Origin of the sequence: Aminobacter carboxidus, from assembly GCF_014863355.1 — a bacterium.
Lineage (GTDB): Bacteria > Pseudomonadota > Alphaproteobacteria > Rhizobiales > Rhizobiaceae > Aminobacter > Aminobacter carboxidus.
This window is the reverse complement of sequence record NZ_JACZEP010000001.1, coordinates 310,369-326,268: the sequence shown is the minus strand read 5'-3', so window position 1 is coordinate 326,268 and position 15,900 is coordinate 310,369. Positions and strand designations below refer to the sequence as shown.

12 protein-coding genes are annotated in these 15,900 nt (G+C 63.6%); 4 read left to right on the top strand and 8 right to left on the bottom strand.

From position 1 onward, the window contains the following. Positions 1–36: 36 nt before the first annotated feature. The 4 genes from IHE39_RS01575 to IHE39_RS01560 all read right to left on the bottom strand — a co-directional run bounded on the left by IHE39_RS01575 (position 37) and on the right by IHE39_RS01560 (position 6,254). Positions 37–1,272: a CmpA/NrtA family ABC transporter substrate-binding protein gene (locus IHE39_RS01575; RefSeq protein ID WP_192565291.1), complete on the bottom strand. Its 1,236-nt coding sequence runs from the start codon at positions 1,270–1,272 to the stop codon at positions 37–39. Next, positions 1,269–1,865 (bottom strand): ANTAR domain-containing response regulator, encoded by a 597-nt coding sequence (locus IHE39_RS01570; protein ID WP_184769390.1) that lies wholly within the window; start codon positions 1,863–1,865, stop codon positions 1,269–1,271. Before IHE39_RS01570 ends, IHE39_RS01575 begins: the two co-directional genes overlap by 4 nt. 121 nt (positions 1,866–1,986) lie before the next feature. Next, positions 1,987–5,070, bottom strand: coding sequence for an efflux RND transporter permease subunit (locus tag IHE39_RS01565; protein WP_192565290.1), 3,084 nt, complete (start codon positions 5,068–5,070; stop codon positions 1,987–1,989). Next, the gene (locus IHE39_RS01560; RefSeq protein ID WP_246485357.1) at positions 5,067–6,254 is read right to left on the bottom strand and encodes an efflux RND transporter periplasmic adaptor subunit; all 1,188 of its coding nucleotides are present in this window, start codon (positions 6,252–6,254) and stop codon (positions 5,067–5,069) included. The genes IHE39_RS01565 and IHE39_RS01560 overlap by 4 nt, the downstream gene beginning before the upstream one ends. A gap of 150 nt (positions 6,255–6,404) precedes the next feature. On the opposite strand from IHE39_RS01560, the gene IHE39_RS01555 reads away from it, so the two are divergent. Together IHE39_RS01555 and IHE39_RS01550 are read left to right on the top strand one after the other, a co-directional pair. Further along, positions 6,405–6,950 (top strand): TetR/AcrR family transcriptional regulator, encoded by a 546-nt coding sequence (locus IHE39_RS01555; RefSeq protein WP_184769393.1) that lies wholly within the window; start codon positions 6,405–6,407, stop codon positions 6,948–6,950. A gap of 177 nt (positions 6,951–7,127) precedes the next feature. Continuing rightward, positions 7,128–7,889, top strand: a complete 762-nt coding sequence (locus IHE39_RS01550; protein WP_192565288.1) for a glycosyltransferase family 25 protein — start codon at positions 7,128–7,130, stop codon at positions 7,887–7,889. 12 nt (positions 7,890–7,901) lie between these two features. On the opposite strand, the gene smc is transcribed toward IHE39_RS01550, so the two are convergent. The 3 genes from smc to IHE39_RS01535 form a co-directional block, all read right to left on the bottom strand. Continuing rightward, positions 7,902–11,360: a chromosome segregation protein SMC gene (gene smc / locus IHE39_RS01545; RefSeq protein ID WP_192565287.1), complete on the bottom strand. Its 3,459-nt coding sequence runs from the start codon at positions 11,358–11,360 to the stop codon at positions 7,902–7,904. Positions 11,361–11,420: 60 nt separating this feature from the next. After that, positions 11,421–12,164, bottom strand: a complete 744-nt coding sequence (locus tag IHE39_RS01540) for a DsbA family protein (protein ID WP_192565286.1) — start codon at positions 12,162–12,164, stop codon at positions 11,421–11,423. A 143-nt stretch (positions 12,165–12,307) separates the two neighbouring features. Beyond that, on the bottom strand, positions 12,308–12,805 hold the full coding sequence (locus IHE39_RS01535; RefSeq protein WP_192565285.1) for a DUF721 domain-containing protein: 498 nt from the start codon (positions 12,803–12,805) through the stop codon (positions 12,308–12,310). A 58-nt stretch (positions 12,806–12,863) separates the two neighbouring features. Here IHE39_RS01535 and mutY point away from each other — a divergent pair, with 58 nt between their 5' ends. Together mutY and IHE39_RS01525 are read left to right on the top strand one after the other, a co-directional pair. Then, positions 12,864–13,976: an A/G-specific adenine glycosylase gene (mutY, locus tag IHE39_RS01530; protein ID WP_192565284.1), complete on the top strand. Its 1,113-nt coding sequence runs from the start codon at positions 12,864–12,866 to the stop codon at positions 13,974–13,976. Positions 13,977–13,983: 7 nt separating this feature from the next. Beyond that, entirely contained in the window at positions 13,984–14,595 is a 612-nt protein-coding gene (locus tag IHE39_RS01525; protein WP_192565283.1) for an HAD family hydrolase, read from the top strand. A gap of 152 nt (positions 14,596–14,747) precedes the next feature. Here the strand turns inward: IHE39_RS01525 and IHE39_RS01520 are convergent, their stop codons facing one another. Continuing rightward, positions 14,748–15,881: a site-specific DNA-methyltransferase gene (locus tag IHE39_RS01520; protein ID WP_192565282.1), complete on the bottom strand. Its 1,134-nt coding sequence runs from the start codon at positions 15,879–15,881 to the stop codon at positions 14,748–14,750. Positions 15,882–15,900 lie beyond the last annotated feature (19 nt).

The window sequence follows — 15,900 nt, the reverse complement described above, 5'->3', positions numbered from 1 at the left end:
CCATTTTGTGTGCAATGCACAAAAATTGACAACCGGTCAGACGGTCGCGCTTCTCTGGGAAGCGATGTAGCCGTCGAGCTCGTCCGGATCGAACAGGCTGCCATCAAAGAAGCCATCGGGCCCGAGCACCAGGCTGGCGCCGGCCGAGCCGACCGGCGTCGGCGCTGCAAGCGCGCCTTCGACCTTGGCGTTGGCGCCCGGCAAGGCCGCGCCCAACGGCTTGAGCGCGGTACGGTAGAGGTCGGGCCGATAGGTCTCGCGGGCAATCGAGGCATTGTTGGGGGAGTGCCCGGCCTGCCCCCAACGCACCATCTGGCTGTAGAACCACAACGCATGGCTCTTCCACGGAAAGGTCGCGGCCTTTGCCTGGGGAACAAAGAAGTCTTCGACATCGACAAGACTGTTTTCTACCGTCCCGAGATGCCCCGAAAGTGCGGGCAGCATCCATTCCGCCGGGCGCCCGACATAGGTAGGTGCTGCCATGATGCCTGCAAGCTCGGTGTGATTGCCTGGCACCGCGCACCAATGCGCCGCATGATGAATGGCGCGAAGCAGCGCGGACAGCGCCTCGGGATTGGCGTCGCTCCAGCGCGCATCGGCCCCCAGCACCTTTTCCGGGCTGGAGCGCCAGATCTTGGCTTTGACTGTTGCGATGCGGCCATGGCCGAGCATGACGGCGGCGGTATTCCACGGCTCGCCGGCGCAATAGCCGTCGAGGGACCCCGAGCCCAGCGCATCGGCCATCAACGGCGGCGGCAGGATGACGATCTCGACGTCGCGGTCGGGGTCGATGCCGCAGGCGGCAAGCCAGTAGCGCAATTCGTAGTTGTGGCCCGAATGCGGATGAACCACGCCAAGGCGCAGCGGCGAGGCGTGGCCAAGTGCCCGCTCAGCCACCACGGCCCTCAGCGCATCCCCAGTTGCGCGCGGCGAAAGATCGTCGCTCGCGCCATGGGCTGCCATGTCGTGCCACAGTGCGTTGGAAACGGTGACGGCGTTGCCGCCGAGGCCCAGCGCCATCGGCACGACGGTGGTGGCCGCGAGCGGCGTCAGGCCGAGATTGCAGGCGATCGGCATCGGTGCCAGCATGTGCGCCACTTGGAAATGCCCGACGGCCAGCCGGTCGCGGATGTTGGCCCAGGAGGTTTCGCGCACCAGGGTAAGATCAATGCCTTCGGCCGCAGCGAACCCCTTCTCCCTGGCCATCACCAGAAGGGCGCTGTCGAGCAATGGCAGGAAGCCGGCTGAAATCTCGAAACGGGCATCGCTCATGCATCGTCTCCCAACAGCCCGGCAGCGGTCACCAGGCTCTGCGCAATCTCCGACAGTTTGCGGTTCTGGTTCATCGCCGCCTTGCGCATCAGCGCATAGGCCTCCGCCTCGGAGATGCCGCGCGACTTCATCAGGATGCCCTTGGCACGGTCGACGACCTTGCGGTCCTCGAGTTCGCTACGCGCCTCCTCGAGTTCGCGCGCCAGGCGTGAAAATGCGTTGAAGCGGCTGACGGCCATATCGAGGATCGGCTTGACCCGCTCGCGCTTCAGCCCGTCGACGACATAGGCGGAGACGCCGGCATCGACGGCCGCCTCGATCGAAGCGCTGTCGGAACGGTCGACGAACATCGCGATCGGCCGCTTCACCGCGCGCGAAAGCTGGAACATGTTTTCCAGCATGTCGCGATTGGGGTTTTCGAGATCGATGACGATGACATCGGGATTGATCTCGGCAATGCGCCGTCCAATTCCCGCCACGTCGTGGACCAGCGTGACGTGATCATGCCCGGCCTCACGCAAACCCGCCTCGATGATCGAGGCGCGGATGCGGTTTTCGTCGATGACGAGGACGCTGAGCGCGGCGGTCTTCATGCCCTCTTCTTTGCGCGCCGGCCATCATTGTGCAATGCAAAAATGCGGATGCCGGCCCGCAACCTGCCAAAGCAAAAGGCCCCGGATCGCTCCGGGGCCTTTTTCATTTCACATCGCCCGTTCAGTGATGAGCGGGTTCCGCCATCTGCGCGGCGTCGGGTTCTTCGACGTGAGCCGCCAGGTCCTTGCGCGAGATGAAGGTGTAGAACATCGGCACCACGAACAGCGTGAAGATCGTGCCGACGATCACGCCGCAGAAGATCACCAAGCCCATCGAGTAGCGTGCCGCAGCGCCTGCGCCCGAGGCGATGATCAGTGGCACGACGCCCAGCGCCATCGCCGCCGTCGTCATCAGGATCGGCCGCAGGCGAACCTTGGCCGAAGCGATGATCGCTTCGCTGCGTGACAGCCCGTGCTCCTCGCGTTGCTGGTTGGCGAATTCGACCAGCAGGATGCCGTGCTTGGTAATCAGTCCTATCAGTGTGATCAGACCGACCTGGGTGTAAATGTTGAGCGTACCCAGGCCGAGATTAAGCGGCACGATGGCGCCGAAGATCGACAGCGGCACCGACATCATGATGATGAACGGATCGCGGAAGCTCTCGAACTGCGCCGCCAGCACCAGGTAGATCACGACGATAGCCAGGCCGAAGGCGATCAGGATCGTGCTGCCCTGCTCGCTCTCCAGGCGCGACTGGCCGGAATAGTCGACAAAGAAGCCGGCCGGCAGCAACGGCCGGGCAATGTCTTCGATCACCTTCAGGCCGTCGCCAGTGGTGACGCCGGGCACAGGCAATGCCGCGATCGTCGCCGAATTGAGCTGGTTGAACTGGTCGATCGAGGCCGGCGACGAGTTGGTCTTGATCGTCACCACCGCCGACAAGGGCACCATCTGGCCGTTGACGCTGCGGACGAAGAACTCGCCGAGCTTCTCCGGGTTGTTCCGATACTCTTCCGGCACCTGCATGATGATGTCGTAGCTGTTTGAATCGCGATCGAACTCGGCAATCGAACCACCGCCGACAAGCAGGCTCAGCGTCGTGCCGATATCCCGCACCGACAGGTTGAGCGCTGCCGCGCGATCGCGGTCGATGGTAACCGTCACCTGCGGCGCGTCGAAGGACAGCGAGTTCTGTACGACGATGAAGCGTCCGGAGGCCTGTGCCTTCTGCTTGATCTGCTCGGCCACCTCGAAGACCTGGCTCGGATCGCCAGTCGACTGGATGACCAACGAGATCGGCAGGCCACCACCGGCACCCGGCAGCGACGGCGGTGCAAAGACCAGAGCTTCCACACCGCTGACCTTGGACAGGCGTGCCTGGATGTCGGCCTGGATCTCCTTTTGCGACCGCGTACGATCGGCCCAGTCCTTGAGCACCCAGACGGAGAAGCCCGAATTGGTGCCGCCGCCCATGCCGACGATCGAGAAACTGGTCTTGAGCTCGGGCAGATCCTTGGTCAGGTCGCGGATCTGGTCGGTGTACATGCTTGTATATTCCGTCGTCGCGTAGCGCGGCGCCGTTACCAGCGCGAACAACGCACCAGAGTCCTCTTCGGGCGCCAGTTCGTTCGACGTCTTGAGGAACATGAAGCCAGTCACGGAGACAAGCGCGATGACGATCAACAACGTCACCGGCCGATACTTCAGCGAGCCTGCCACCAGCCGCTCGTAGCGGTTGGCGATGCGCTCGAAAGTACGGTCGACGGCCTGCGCGAAACGGCTGTGGTTGCCGGCCTTGAGCATGCGCGCCGACATCATCGGCGTGATCGTGACCGCGATGAAGCCGGAGAGAATGACGGCACCCGCAAGTGTGACCGCGAACTCGCGGAACAGGGACCCGGTCAGGCCGCCGGTGAACATCAGCGGGGCGAACACGGCCGCGAGCGTGATGGTCATGGCGACCACCGGCCCGAAGATCTCGCGCATGCCCTTGAATGCCGCCTGCATCGGCGACATGCCGTCCTCGATATGGCGATGGATGTTTTCCACCACCACAATGGCATCGTCGACGACCAGGCCGATCGCCAGCACCATGGCCAGCAGCGACAGCAGGTTGATCGAATAGCCCATCATCAACAGGATGAAACAGACGCCGATGAGCGACAGCGGGATCGTCACCACCGGCATCAGCACCGACCGGAACGAGCCCAGGAACAGCAGGATGACGACGATGACGATGGCCACGGCTTCGGCGATGGTCTTGAACACCTCCTCGATCGATGCGCTGATCGTCTCGGTCGAGTCATAGACCATGGTGATGGTCATGCCCTGGGGCAGGCTGGCGCTGATCGCCGGCAGCTCGTCGATGACGGCGGCCGCCGTGTTGAGCGGGTTTGCCGACGGTGTGGGGAAGATGCCGATGAAAGTGCCCGGCTCGCCGTTGAAGTTGACGACCGTATCGGTGCTTTCGGCGGCGAGTTCGACATGCGCGACATCGCGCAGCCTGACGACGTTGCCGTTGTCCGACTTGAGCGGCAGTTCACCAAATGCCTCCGGCGTCTGCAGCGTCGACTTCATGGTGATCGAATAGGCGACGTATTCGTTCTTGGTCTTGCCCGGCGCCGACAGGAAGTTGGAGGCGTTGATCGCCTGCAACACTTCAGCGGCGGTAAGACCGCGCGCGGCAAGCTTCACCGGATCGACCCAGACGCGCATCGAATAGTTGGCGGCGCCCAGGACCTGGACCTCGGCAACGCCCTCGATGGTCGACATGCGCGGACGGATGACGCGTTCAATGTATTCGGTCAGCTCTTCCGAGCTCATGTTCGGGTTCTGCATCGCCAGGTACATGATGGCGAACTGCATGCCCGTTCCCTTGACGATGGTCGGGTCCTTGGCATCGCTCGGCAACTGGCCGCGCACCTGCTGGACCTTGGACATGACCTCGGTCAGCGCGGTATCGGGGTTGGAGCCGAGTTCCATCTGCACGGTCACCGTGCTCGACGACGGCCGGCTCTGCGACGTCACGTAATCGATGTTTTCGGTCGTTGCCACCGCAGCCGCGATAGGTGCTGTGATGAAGCCCTGGATCAGGTCGGCGCTGGCACCGGGATAGACGGTGGAGATGGTGATCACCGTCTCCTCGACTTCGGGGTATTGCCGGACCGACAGGTTGAACAGCCCCTGGAAACCCAGGAGCAGGATCATGAAGGCGACCACCGTCGACAGGACGGGGCGGCGGATGAAGATGTCTGAGAAACTCATTTTGCGGCCGCCTTGGCATCAGCGGAGGTCGTTGGCGAAACCGTGTTGTCGACCTTGACTGGGGTGCCGTTGGTCAACCTGTTCTGGCCGGCGATGACCAGTTCGTCTCCGGCCTTGACGCCTTCGATGATCTCGACACGGCCTTCCGAACGGCGGCCGACCTTGACGAAGACCTGGTTGACGACAAGTGCCGGTTCGGCCTTCGGCTGGGCTGGCGTTGCCGATGCCTCAGCCGGAGCGGCTGCAGCGGCACCTGCGGCTTCTGGCTTGGCCTCGGCGGGGCGCACGACATAGACATAGTCGCCGTAGAGGCTGGTGGTCAACGCGGTCTGCGGCACGGCCAGCACGCCGTCCTCCCTGGGCAGCTCGACACGCACGCGCACGAACTGGCCGGGGCTCAGCTTGCCTTCAGGATTGGTGATCTCGGCGCGGACCGAAACCAGCCGGCTCTGCGGGTCGACCTTCGGATCGATACCGACGACATTTCCCTTGAAAGCCATGTCGTCGGCGGTCACGCCAAAGGCCACCGGCTGGGTCATCTTCAAAAGACCAAGCTGCTGCTCCGGTACGGAGAAGTCGGCACGCATGGTGTCGAGATCCTGCAGCGTGGCAACGATGGTGCCGGGGGCAAGATACTGGCCGTCGTCGACCTTGGGAATACCTATTGTACCGTTGAACGGCGCGCGCAGCTGCTTCTGGTCGAGCACCGCCTGCAGCTTCTGCACCTGTGAGGCCGACGTCGATGCCGTTGCGCGGGCCGCGTCGAGCGCGACTTCCGAACCCACGCCGCGGCGTTGCAGTTCGATGGCGCGGTCGAGCGACTGCTGGTCGAGTGCCGCCTGCGTCTTGGACGCCGCCAGATCCGCCTGCTGGACCGTATCGTCGAGCTGGATCAGCACATCGCCTTGCTTGACGCGCTGGTTGGCGACAAAATTGATGTCCTTGATGATGCCTGCCTGCTCGACCGTCAGGTCGACGCCCTGCGAGGCATTGACCGTGCCGATCGTTTCAATGCCTGGCGTCCAGGGAGCGGGATCGACCTTGGCGGTCGCCACCGTCACCGACGCGACCGGCATGTTGGCGAAGAACTGCTGGATCGCATTGTCGCGGAAGATGTTGAACCCGACGATGCCGCCGCAAACGAGTACAAGCAGCACGAGAGCGATGAAGAGACGCTTTTTCAAAGGAGATCCCCAATCGGTAAGGAATCGGCATCCGGAAGGCCGCGATGCACATTGGACCGGTTTCTTGGAAAACCCAAGAGCGGCGGGCTTACTGTACCGTCTGGACGGTATTGTCAATCCACGATAATGTGATCCCAAGGAGACACCACAATGTCGGGCCATAGACCAAGCTCTCGCGACAAAATCCTCGCCGCAGCCAGCGAACTTGCCGACATCGTCGGCCCGGGCAACCTGTCGCTTGACGCGGTGGCCCAACGCGCGGGTGTATCGAAGGGCGGCCTGCTGTACAATTTCCCAACCAAGGCCAAGCTGATGCAGGCGCTGGTGCAGGACTACCTCAAGAGCTTCGAGGATGCGCTGGCGGCAGAGGCGGCAAAGCGCGGCGATACTACCAAAAATAGTCTGACGGCCTACATTGAACTGTCGGCGCGGGAGTGCGAACAAAAGCAGCCGTCAGCGGCCGGGGTGCTCGCCGCGCTTGCCGAAGATCCCGATTTTCTCAATCCTGTCAGGGACTTCAAGCGTCAGCTGCTCGACCGGCTGAAGTCGGAAACAACAGATACCGCCAAGCTGATGGTGGCGTTCCTGGTGATAGAAGGGCTGCGCAGCATGAAGCTCTTCGACATGGACATTTTGCATGATGACGAGCGCAATATGGCGCTTACCTACCTGCTCGCCGAAGCGGCCTCCACTTAGGCCCGGCCCTGTCCCCCGGGCGCGGCTTTTGCGATATGCGCCATTTTCCTACTATACGTTGCGCCGAGTTTGTGAGATTCAACCACCGCACAAAATATCGGTGCATTCGAACGCGTGGCCATGTTGCCCAATGGTTGCGCGTAGTTTAGCGGTACACGCATATAAGCGAGCCTCTACATGACTTCGTCGTTACCGGTCACGCTCGTCGTGACAGTCGATGCCGAAGCTGGGCCCCGTCGCAAATCGGCGCACGCACAGCTTTCAGCGCTTTCGTGGCCCTTCGCGTTCGTCGAAGGCCTTACCCCTCAATGCACTGAAACTATTGATCTTTACGATCCCAAGCAGAACCGCAAGCGTTCAAAACGCCCGTTGGCGCCTGCGGAAGTGGCGGCCTATGCCAGCCATCGCAAGGCAATGCGCGCCTTCCTGGATACCGACGAGCCAATGGCTCTCATCCTTGAAGACGACTTCCGGCTGCTCGAGCCAGCCGACTTTGCCGCGCGTATAGCTGCGCTGCAACAGGCGCCGGTCGAATGGGATATCCTCAAGCTCTTCGATTTCCAGGATCGGCCGGTCGTCGGCTCCGTCGAAGTCGCTGACATCGCCATCGTATCGCATGGCAGCCCGACAGCCGGCATGGTCGGCTACCTGATCACGCGGCGCGGCGCCGAAAGCCTGCTGAGCCGCCCGACAATCTATCGCCAGATCGACGAAGACATAAAGTTCTTCTGGGAGCTAAAGCTGCGCGTGCTGTCGGTCAAGCCCAACCTCGTGACCGACGTCAGCGCGGAACTCGGCGGCAGCCTGATCGAGGCCGACCGCAACGAGATCAAGCTGAGGCGGCATTGGACGGTGTCGATCAAGGCACTCGGCCAGACCGCGCTACGCCAGATCAACTACCGGCGCCACCGCAAACACTACAGCCTCAAGCTCAAGTAGCGCAGTTCGGGATCAGCTTGCTTCGCGCAGGGATTCGGCGACCTGGAGATCGACAGACACCAACTGGCTCACGCCCTGCTCGGCCATGGTGACGCCAAACAGGCGGTTCATGCGAGCCATGGTGATCGGGTTGTGGGTGATGACGACGAAACGCGTCTCGGTCGACGCCGCCATCTCATCCATCAGGTTGCAGAAGCGCTCGACATTGTGGTCGTCGAGCGGCGCATCGACTTCGTCGAGCACGCAGATCGGTGCCGGATTGGTCAGGAACACTGCAAAGATCAGCGCCATGGCAGTCAATGCCTGCTCGCCGCCAGAAAGCAGCGTCATGGTCTGCGGCTTCTTGCCGGGCGGCCGGGCCAGAATTTCGAGACCGGCTTCGAGCGGATCTTCCGACTCGATCAGCTGAAGCTCGGCGGTGCCGCCACCGAACAGATGAGTGAACAACCGCTTGAAATGGCCATTGACCAGGTCGAAGGCTGCCAGCAGGCGCTCGCGACCCTCGCGGTTCAGCCCCTGGATGCCTTGGCGCAGCTTGCGGATCGCTTCAATGATGTCCTCGCGCTCGGAGACGATCGCCTCGAGGCGGTCGGACAATTCCTTCTGCTCTTCTTCAGCGCGCAGGTTGACCGCACCGAGCCGCTCGCGCTCGATCTTGAGGCGTTCCAGCGTCCGTTCGATCTCGGCGGGATCGGGCATCGGGTCGTCGGCTTCGAGGCCGGTGTGGCGGATGACGAGATGCGGCGGCGTGGCCAGCACCTCCTGGATGCGCGCTTCGACCTCGCGACGGCGTTCGTCGGCGGCGGTCAGGCGCTCCTCGGCGCGCGCGCGGGCTTCGCGCGCTTCGGCCAGTCCCTGGATGGCCGCGGTTGCTGCCTTGTCGAGAACCGACTGCTTGTTCTCCGCATCCTGGAGACGATCGGACGCTTCCTTGCGTAGCGCCTCGGCCTGGGTGAGCTGCGACATCAGCGCCCGGCGGCGAGCGTCGAGCTCATCAGGGGCTTCGGCCAGCACTTCGCGTTCGGCAGCGGCTTCCTCGCGCCGTTCGGCAAGCGCTTCAACCTGTTCGGCGGCACTTTCGGCACGCAGCACCCAGCTCTGGCGTTCGGCTGCGATGGCCGTCAGGCGACGCACCCTGGCCTCGGCCTCGCGGTTGAGGCCGTCATGCACGGCGCGGGCGTCGGCAACCGCCGAGCGATCGCGCGCCACGGCACCGGAAAGCTGTTCGAGCCGCAGCTGAAGGTCGGCGAGATCAGGCGCCGAGCCAAGCATGTCCTCGGCTTCGACGTAGCCGGCCTGCGCTTCCTCATGTGCGTCGGCGACACGGGCGCGTGCCTCATCCAGCGCAGCACGGCGGCTGGTCAACTCACCGGCCGCCTTTTCGGCCTGGGCCAACGCATCGCGTGCCGCACCGACACGGTGCTGCGCGTCGCGCCATGCCTGACGTGCCTGGCGCTCGGCTTCGGTGTTTTCGCGGACGGCATTTTCGGCGCGCGCCAGGGCCTCTTCGGCGGAGCGCACCAAAAGTGTCGCCTGGACCGCCTCGGCATCGAGTTCGGCAAGCCGGTTCTTCTGGGCAAGGCGCTGTGCTGCGGCAGTCGGAGCGTCGGCGCTTGCGGTCAGCCCATCCCAGCGCCACAGCCCGCCCTGCTTGCTCACCAGCCTTTGGCCCGGCGCCAGCAGCGGCTGCAGCCTTGCGGCGTCCGTGGCATCGACAACCCCGATCTGTGCAAGACGGCGCGCCAGCTGGTGCGGAGCACGAACAACTTCGGCGAGGCTGCGTACGCCTTCGGGCAGCTTCGGGTCAGTGGCAACTACCTTGGCATCGCTCCAATGCACCGGTGCGGCTCGGTCGAGCGCTGCTTCGAGATCATCGCCGAGGGCAGCCCCCAGTGCTGTTTCGAACCCGCGCTCGACGCCGATCTGCTCCAGAACCGCCGGGAAAAGATCGCCCGACGCGGCGTTGATGATCTTGGCCAGCGTGCGCGCTTCGGTCTCGATGCCCGCGAGCTCGGCCTTGGCTTCCTGCAGCGGCGTACGTGACGAAGCCTCGGCCTGCCGCGCCTCGGTGACCGAACGCTCGGCCTCGGTAGCAGCGACCTCGGCTTCTTCAAGCGCTTCCTGGGCGGCTTCGGCGAGCATCTGCTTTTCCGCCGGATCGGCCAGCGCGGAAATCCGCGCCGCAATCTCGCCGGCCTCGCGGTCGAGCTCGCTGAGCTGGCGAGCGAAGCGGTCGCGGCGCTCGGCAGCGTCACGCATGGCCCGCTCGGCCTGGGTGCGCCCGGCGGCCGCCTCGGCGCGCTCGGCGGTCAGGCGGCCAAGCTCGGCCTCGGTCAGTGCCAGCGTCGCCATCGCCTCTTCGAAGGCCGCGCGCGTATGCGTCTCGCGGTCGGTCGCGCCGGCATTTTCGTCGTTGAGCGACTTTTCCTCGGCATCGAGGCGCGACAGGATCGCGGCGTTGTCGCCGATCATGCGCTGTTCACGCGCGATGTCAGCATCGAGCTGCTGCAGGCGCCGATCGAGTTCGCTCTGGCGTGAATTGATGCGGCCCGCTTCTTCCTCAAGCTGCGAACGGGCGATGGAAAGCCGCTGGAAGGTCGCAGCCGCAGCAGCCGCGGTATCGCGCATCTCTGGCAGCTTGTGGGCGCCGATGCCCTGGTCCCTGGCCGCCGCCATCTGGGCTGCGGCACGGTCGCCGACAAGGGCTGTGGCAGTCGCAAGTGCTGATTGCGCCTCGCCTTCCTGCGCCTTGGCCAGCGTCCAGCGCAGATGCAGCAGCGTGGCTTCCGCCTTGCGGATATCTGCCGACAGGTTCTTGAAGCGCGATGCCTGGCGGGCCTGGCGCTTCAAGCTTTCGATCTGGCTTTCCAGCTCGCCGACAACGTCGTCGAGGCGTTCGAGATTCTGCTCGGCGGCGCGCAGGCGAAGCTCAGCCTCGTGGCGGCGCGTGTGCAGGCCGGAAATACCGGCCGCTTCTTCAAGCAATGCGCGGCGCGCCTGCGGTTTAGCCTGGATCAGCTCGCCGATGCGGCCCTGCCCCACCATCGACGGCGAACGCGCGCCGGTCGACTGGTCGGCGAACAAAAGCTGCACGTCCTTGGCGCGCGCTTCCTTGCCGTTGATGCGATAGACCGAACCCGCCTCGCGCTCGATACGGCGCGACACCTGCAATTCGTCAGCATCGTTGAACGAGGCAGGCGCCGTGCGGTCGGTGTTGTCGAGGAACAGCGTCACTTCTGCGGTATTGCGCGCCGGGCGCGTGCCGGAACCGGAGAAGATGACGTCGTCCATGCCGGAAGCCCGCATGTTCTTGTATGAGCTTTCGCCCATCACCCAGCGCAACGCCTCGACAAGATTTGACTTGCCGCAGCCGTTCGGCCCGACAATGCCGGTGAGCCCGCGTTCGATGACGAACTCGCCGGGCTCGACAAAGGATTTGAAACCGAGAAGGCGGAGGCGCGAAAACTTCATTCGCGCCAGTCCGCACGGAAGGGTGCACCGAAGCTGCGTTGCCTCGGTGCTATGAGCCTGTCAGAGCATGCCGTCGATAACCGCCGACATTTCCTCAATCGTCATTGCCCCCTTGTAGACTTTCCCGTTGATGAAGAAGGTCGGCGTCGAGTCGACCTTGAAATCGTTCTCGCCGCGGGCACGCACAGCCCTGATATCGTCCAGAAGCTTCTGGTCAGTCAAGCAGGCCTCGAACGACTCCTGTGTAAAGCCGGCAAGCTTGGAGATCTGCAGCAGCGCGTCCTTGGGGTTCTGCGAACCGGCCCAGCTCTGCTGCTGCTTGAACAGCACGTCGACCATCGGGAAGTAGTTATCCTTCGAGCAGCGCGCAAGCATGAAGCCTGCCTCGGCCAGCGGATCGAAGGGGAACTCGCGGTAGATCAGCCGCGCCTTGCCGGTGTCGATGTACTTGGTCTTCAGCGCCGGCAGCGTCGTCTCATGGAAATGAGCGCAGTGCGGGCAGGTCATCGAGGCGTATTCGACGATGGTGACGGGCGCATCGGCCTTGCCGATGATCATGTCGGGCAGGCTGCCGGCTTCAACCAGCTTGGCCATGTCGACCGTGCCCTGTGCCTCTGGCACCTTCACCGCCTGGACGGGCGTTGCCGGAGCGGCAGGTGTTGCGGCCGGGGTCGCCGGCTCGGCAGGCTTGGGCGTTGCTGCGTTGGCCTGCTCGCCGGAATCGCTGCAAGCGGAAAGCAGCGCAGCAGCCGAAACGGCAGCCAGCCCGGTAAGTGCGGTCCTGCGAGAAATCGAACGAAGCATACGAATCACCTGACGATGGTTGGATTTTGCAATGTGCGGTTACGTGAAAGCGATAGTTGGCGCGAATTAAGGCATGGCTGTCCCCAAACCAATCGCAATTTGCCGCACTTTCAATCACGAAAGCGCGAGAAAGCCGGCATTTTCTACTTTCGGCTGCCCAGAATGCTCGCGCCCAGCTTTTCGAGCGATGCCTTCAGTCCTTCGTCTTCGATGAATCTTACCGCACCGGTAAGCTTGCCCTGCTCCGCATCGGTCAGCTTGCGCAGCCGCGGACGCGGCTTGGCGGCCGTGTTCGACACCGGTTTCTGCACGATGCGGATGCGGCCGATGGCGTTGAAGCCGAGATAAGAATTGACCCGACCGATGATCTCGCCGGTCTCGTGTTGGAGATGAAGTGCCGCCGGCCCCGAGCATGCGACGATCAGCACGGCCGGCTCGAATGGATCATCCTCATGCATGCGCCGCGGCCACTGGATCTTCTCCGGGCGGGTGTTGTGGGCCAGGCGCGGCCCAACGATCTCTTCCCATGACTGGACAAGTCCGACGGAGATGCCGGTGCGCTTGCGCAGGACGGGATCGAGTATAGCGTTTGCCAGATCGCTGACCGGAACGGGATTGCCCGTCCACCTTTTCCCTGCCATGTCGTTCTCCAGAAACACCCCTGTCGACACGCAACGCCGAAGGCAGTCCAGTTCATCAATGGCATCCCCAACCGACAGCCGCAAGCTCGCCACCGATGTGGACGGCAGGATCGCGACACTGCTGCTCGAATGGTACGATGTTCATCATCGCGAGTTGCCGTGGCGTACGCCGCCAAGCGAGCTGAAGCGCGGCATCCGCCCTGACCCGTATCGTGTCTGGCTGTCGGAAATCATGCTGCAGCAGACCACGGTCGAAGCGGTAAAACCCTATTTCCGCGCGTTCCTCGACAAGTGGCCCGATGTCGCCGCACTGGCCGCCGCCGAGACCGAAGACGTCATGAAGGCCTGGGCCGGGCTCGGTTATTATTCTCGCGCCCGCAATCTCAAGGTCTGCGCCGAGACAGTGGCACGCCTGCCAGGGAGCCGATTTCCCGACAACGAAGACGGGCTACGCGCTTTGCCTGGCATCGGACCCTATACGGCCGCCGCAATAACCTCGATCGCCTTCAACCGTCCGGCTGCGGTGATCGACGGCAATGTCGAGCGTGTGGTCACGCGCCTGTTTTCCATCGCAACGCCCCTGCCCCAGGCCAAGGTAGAGATCCGCGCCCATGTCGAGCGCATGCTGGCTGCGGCACGACCCGGCGATTTCGCCCAGGCGATGATGGATCTCGGCGCCACCATCTGCACGCCGCGGCGCCCGCGCTGCATGCTGTGCCCGTTGCGTGCTGACTGCAGTGCCGTCGTCTCGGGCGATCCCGAATTCTATCCCGTCAAGCCGGCCAAGGCCGAGCGGCCGCGGCGGCGCGGAGCTGCCTTCGTCGCCGTCAGGAGCGATGGTGCGGTGCTGCTGCGCAAGCGCCCGGGCAAGGGCCTGCTCGGCGGCATGACCGAGGTGCCGACCACCGACTGGACCGCGCGCGTCGATGGTGCAACCGGTGTCGACAGCGCGCCGTTCGCCGCGAACTGGCAGCGCGCGGGTACCATCACCCACGTTTTCACCCATTTTACCCTTGATCTCGACGTGTTTCGCGCCGAAGCGACCTCGGTTCAGGCGCCAGACGGCCACTTCTGGTCAGCGGCCGCCGACCTCGCCGGCGAAGCCTTGCCAAGCGTCATGAAAAAAGTCATCGAAGCTGCCATACCGGGCGCAACGAAACGAGGACTTTAGCGAAACCATGAGCGAAATCCGCCACATCGTCTACGATATCGGCAAGGTCCTGATCCATTACGATCCTGATATCCCCTTCAGCCGCATCATCCCCGACCCGGTCGAACGCCGCTGGTTCTTCGACAATGTCTGCACCAGCGAGTGGAACATCGAGCAGGATCGCGGCCGCACCTGGGAAGAGGCCGAGGCGCTGCTGATCGCCGACTTCCCCGCGCATGAAAACAGCATCCGCGCCTTCAGGCAGAATTGGCACGATATGGTGCCGCACGCTTATGACGACAGCGTCGCCCTGATGGAAGGGCTGGTCGAAGCCGGCCATGATGTCACCATGCTGACCAACTGGGCCTCTGACACGTTCCGCGAGGCACGCGAGCGCTTTCCGTTCCTCGAAAAGCCACGCGGTGTCACGGTTTCGGGCGACATCGGCCTGATCAAGCCCGACCGCCGCATCTACGACCATCACGTCGCCGCCTTCGGTATCGACCCGAAGGCTTCGCTGTTCATCGACGACAGCCAGAAGAATGTCGACGGCGCCATCGCCGCTGGCTGGCACGCCGTGCTGTTCACAAATGCGAAAACGCTCGAGGCGGACCTCGAGCGTCTCGGGATCGGACGGTGACTGGAAACCGGCCGATCGACGAACCCGGACTGGCTAATTTGGCTGCCGGAATTCGATCTCTATGGCAGGCGCGGCGCGGTCGCTGAAGGTCCAGAACCGGCGACCAATGATGCCTGCACGCTCGCGCCGGATAGTCCGGCGCGGGTGAAGCTTCAGGCTCCCGCCTTCTCCATGCCGACGCGCACGATGCGGCGCAGTTCGTCGATCTGGGTCAGGCCACCGGCACGCTCATAGTGCCAGAAGGTCCAGCCGTTGCAGGCGTCGAGCCCTTGCACCGACGCACCAACACGATGGATCGAGCCGGCGATGTCGCCGATTGCCAGCGTACCGTCGGCGCGAACCTTTGCCGCCCAGCGCTTCTTCGCATCATAGAGCGTTGCACCGGGTGCCAGCAGGCCCATGTCGAGCAGGCTGCCGAAAGCAACACGCGGCTCGGCTCGCTTGCCGGTAAGCACGGTCAGCGACGGGCCGTCGAGCGTACGCACCGAAGCGATGCGCTCATTGGCGGCGTCGATGTAGGCCTGTTCACGCTCGATGCCGACGAAATGGCGGCCGAGACGCTTGGCCACCGCGCCCGTCGTGCCCGAGCCGAAGAACGGATCCAGCACCACATCGCCAGGCTTGGTCGAAGCCATCATGATACGGGCCAGCAGTGCTTCCGGCTTCTGCGTCGGGTGCAGCTTGTTGCCGTCGTCGTCCTTCAGGCGTTCGCCGCCAGTGCAGATCGGAAACAGCCAGTCCGAGCGCATCTGGACGTCGTCGTTCGAGGCCTTCAGCGCGTCGTAGTTGAAGGTGTAGTTCTTGCCCTTCTGGTCGCGCGAGGCCCAGATCATCGTCTCATGGGCGTTCTGGAAACGGCGGCCGCGGAAGTTCGGCATCGGGTTGGTCTTGCGCCACACGACATCATTGAGGATCCAGAAGCCGAGATCCTGCATCGTCGCGCCGACGCGGAAGATGTTGTGGTAAGAGCCAATGACCCAGATCGTGCCACTGGGCTTGAGCACGCGGCGGGCAGCAAGCAACCAGGCGCGGGTGAAGGCGTCATAGGCGGCGAAGCTTTCGAACTGGTCCCAGTGATCGTCGACAGCGTCGACCTTCGACTGGTCAGGACGATGCAGATCGCCGTCGAGCTGCAGGTTGTAAGGTGGGTCGGCGAAGATGACGTCGACAGAATTGGCCGGCAACTTGTCGAGTGCCGCCACGCAGTCGCCCTTGATGATGGTGTCGAGCCATTCGGACGGCTTGGGCGTGCGGGAAAGCTGGTCGAGAGGACGCACTGCTGACATTCTGATACCCGGGATGACG

Bases quoted from the DNA above. Each gene is read 5' to 3' on its own strand.
- IHE39_RS01575 (WP_192565291.1), bottom strand. From the start codon at position 1,272: ATGAGCGATGCCCGTTTCGAGATTTCAGCCGGCTTCCTGCCATTGCTC.
- IHE39_RS01570 (WP_184769390.1), bottom strand. From the start codon at position 1,865: ATGAAGACCGCCGCGCTCAGCGTCCTCGTCATCGACGAAAACCGCATC.
- IHE39_RS01565 (WP_192565290.1), bottom strand. From the start codon at position 5,070: ATGAGTTTCTCAGACATCTTCATCCGCCGCCCCGTCCTGTCGACGGTG.
- IHE39_RS01555 (WP_184769393.1), top strand. From the start codon at position 6,405: ATGTCGGGCCATAGACCAAGCTCTCGCGACAAAATCCTCGCCGCAGCC.
- IHE39_RS01550 (WP_192565288.1), top strand. From the start codon at position 7,128: ATGACTTCGTCGTTACCGGTCACGCTCGTCGTGACAGTCGATGCCGAA.
- smc (WP_192565287.1), bottom strand. From the start codon at position 11,360: ATGAAGTTTTCGCGCCTCCGCCTTCTCGGTTTCAAATCCTTTGTCGAG.
- IHE39_RS01540 (WP_192565286.1), bottom strand. From the start codon at position 12,164: ATGCTTCGTTCGATTTCTCGCAGGACCGCACTTACCGGGCTGGCTGCC.
- IHE39_RS01535 (WP_192565285.1), bottom strand. From the start codon at position 12,805: ATGGCAGGGAAAAGGTGGACGGGCAATCCCGTTCCGGTCAGCGATCTG.
- mutY (WP_192565284.1), top strand. From the start codon at position 12,864: ATGGCATCCCCAACCGACAGCCGCAAGCTCGCCACCGATGTGGACGGC.
- IHE39_RS01525 (WP_192565283.1), top strand. From the start codon at position 13,984: ATGAGCGAAATCCGCCACATCGTCTACGATATCGGCAAGGTCCTGATC.
- IHE39_RS01520 (WP_192565282.1), bottom strand. From the start codon at position 15,881: ATGTCAGCAGTGCGTCCTCTCGACCAGCTTTCCCGCACGCCCAAGCCG.